A 2,634-nucleotide genomic window follows, 5' to 3' on the forward strand; every position below is an offset into this window, starting at 1 on the left:
TGCGCTCGATCATCGTGACCTGGCTGCTGCTCAGGCGCGCTTCGCGGGCCATGTCGGCGCGGCTGACCTTCGGTGCCGGCGCCCACGGCGGGCTGTCCTCGTCGCCTTCAGGGCTGGCATCGGCGATCTCGCCATCGCTCTCCTTCTGCAGCTGGGCCTGCTCGGCGCGGTGGCGCTCGGCCAGGATGTCGCGCTTGCGCAGGGCCAGCACGCCGCGCTGGAAGTCGGACACGCTGCGCCGCCCCAGGTGCTGCTCGATCATCCACAGGTGCACGTCGTCCATCGACTGGAAACGGGTGTTCTGCACGGTCTGGAACGGCAGGCCGTGCTTCTGGCAGATGCCGAAGCGGTTATGTCCGTCCACCAGCACATCGCCCCACAGCACCAGCGCATCGCGGCAGCCTTCGGCCAGGATGCTGCGCTCCAGCGCGTCGTGCTCGTCGGTGGTCAGGGGATCGATGTAGGCCTTGAGTTCTTCTTTGACAACAATGTCCATGCAATCCGGTACGCGAGCCAACGTGACCGACCATTGTAATGGGGCGGGGTAGTCGCGTCCCGGTCGCCGGGTTCAGCCAGGCCCTGCGCCATGGGGTATCAGGCGGTGGCGTTGATCATGTCGCCCAGGATTTCCACGATGCGGTCGATCTGCGCCTTGTCGATGATCAACGGCGGCGACAGCGCGATCACGTCACCGGTGCAGCGCACCAGCAGGCTGCCCTCGCGGAAGCAGCGCTCGAACACCTCATAGCCACGTGCGCCGGGGGCATCCTTGCGCGGCATCAGCTCCACCGCACCGATCAGCCCGAAATTGCGGATGTCGACCACGTGCGGCAGGCCGCGCAGGCTGTGCAGCGCCGATTGCCAGTAGTCGCCCAGCTCGATGGCGCGCTCGAACAGGTGTTCCTCGGCGTAGGTGTCCAGTGTGGCCAACGCGGCGGCACAGGCCAGCGGGTGGGCCGAATAGGTATAGCCATGGAACAGCTCGATCGCCGCCGGCGGGCCCTGCATGAAGGCCGCATGGACCGCATCGGACACCAGCGTGGCGCCCATCGGCACCGCGCCGTTGGTGAGCCCCTTGGCCAGCGTCATCAGGTCCGGGGTGACGCCAAAACGCTGCGCGGCAAACGCGTTGCCCACCCGGCCGAAGCCGGTGATCACCTCATCGAACACCAGCAGGATGCCGTGCTGGTCGCAGATCTCGCGCAGCCGCTGCAGATAGCCCGGCGCCGGCAGGATCACCCCGGCCGAGCCGGCGATCGGTTCGACGAACACCGCGGCAATGGTGGAAGCGTCGTGCAGCGCGATCAGCCGCTCCAGGTCCTCGGCCAGCTCGGCGCCATGCCGCGGCAGGCCGGGGCTGAAGGCGTTGCGCTCCAGGTCCAGGGTGTGGCGCAGGAAATCGCTGCCGGCCAGCAGCGCGCCGAACTGCTTGCGGTTGTTGGGCAGCCCGCCAATGGACATGCCGCCGAAGCCGACCCCGTGGTAGGCCTTTTCACGGCCGATGAAGCGGGTGCGCTGCCCCTCGCCGCGCAGGCGGTGGTAGCCCAGCACGATCTTCATCGCGGTATCCACCGCTTCGGAACCGGAATTGCTGAAGAACACATGGTTCAACGGTGCCGGCGCCAGCGCGGCCAGGCGCTGGGCCAGCACGAACGGCAACGGCGTGCCCATCTGGAAGGGCGGGGCGAAATCCAGCGTGGCCGCCTGCTCCTGGATCGCCTGCACGATGCGCGGCCGCGCGTGGCCGGCGTTGCAGCACCACAACCCGGCGGCGGCATCCAGCACCGGGCGGTCGTCGACATCGTGGTAGTACATGCCTTCGGCCCGCACCAGAAGGCGCGGAGACGCCTTGAACTGGCGGTTGGCGCTGAACGGCATCCAGAACGCGTCCATCGCGTCGGGACGCTGCTGGGACAGGGACGACAACGGGTGGTCGGCACGGCGCATCGGCAACTCCGCAGGGAACCGGATGGTCACGACTCTATCGCAGATGCATCACGGCGCGGGGTGAGGACGGTGCGTATAAAGGGGGCCGATATCCACTGCTGGAGCCCCCGATGACCGATGCCCGTACCCGCGAGGAATGGCAACGCCAGGCCGATGCGCTGGTGGTGAATGGCCAGGCCTTCATCGATGGCCGTTACGTGGATGCCGCCGATGGCGCGCGCTTTGCCTGCATCAGCCCGATCGACGGCCGCGCACTGGCCCAGGTGGCCGACTGCGGCAGCGCCGACGTGGAGCGCGCGGTGGCCGCCGCCCGGCGCGCTTTCGATGCCGGGCACTGGTCGCGCGCGGCGCCGGTCCACCGCAAGAAGGTGCTGTTGCGGCTGGCCGACCTGGTCGAACAGCACGCCGACGAGCTGGCCCTGCTGGAAAGCCTGGACATGGGCAAGCCGGTCCGCGACGCGCGCCAGGGCGACCTGCCGGGCGCGGTGCGCTGCCTGCGCTGGACTGCCGAGGCCATCGACAAGGTATACGGCGAGATCGCCCCGACCGCACCGGACACGCTGGGCCTGGTCAGCCGCGAGCCGGTGGGCGTGGTGGCCGCCATCGTGCCGTGGAACTTCCCGTTGCTGATGGCCTGCTGGAAGATCGCCCCGGCGCTGGCAGCCGGCAATTCGTTGATCCTCAAGC

Annotated in this window: 2 protein-coding genes and 1 pseudogene; 1 reads left to right on the top strand and 2 read right to left on the bottom strand. The window is 68.6% G+C overall.

Annotation, left to right across the window (positions count from 1 at the left end; translation table 11 throughout):
- Positions 1-496 (bottom strand): annotated as a pseudogene (locus DBR34_RS24390) (plasmid replication/partition related protein); the annotation flags it as partial.
- Positions 497-594: 98 nt separating this feature from the next.
- Positions 595-1,947, bottom strand: coding sequence for an aspartate aminotransferase family protein (locus tag DBR34_RS20575; protein ID WP_128098154.1), 1,353 nt, complete (start codon positions 1,945-1,947; stop codon positions 595-597).
- 110 nt (positions 1,948-2,057) lie between these two features.
- Between DBR34_RS20575 and DBR34_RS24395 the strand changes: the two genes are divergently transcribed.
- The coding region (locus DBR34_RS24395; RefSeq protein ID WP_258224211.1) for an aldehyde dehydrogenase family protein at positions 2,058-2,634 on the top strand (577 nt) is incomplete at its 3' end.

Source organism: Stenotrophomonas sp. HMWF003 (assembly GCF_003061285.1).
Classification (GTDB): domain Bacteria; phylum Pseudomonadota; class Gammaproteobacteria; order Xanthomonadales; family Xanthomonadaceae; genus Stenotrophomonas; species Stenotrophomonas maltophilia_AP.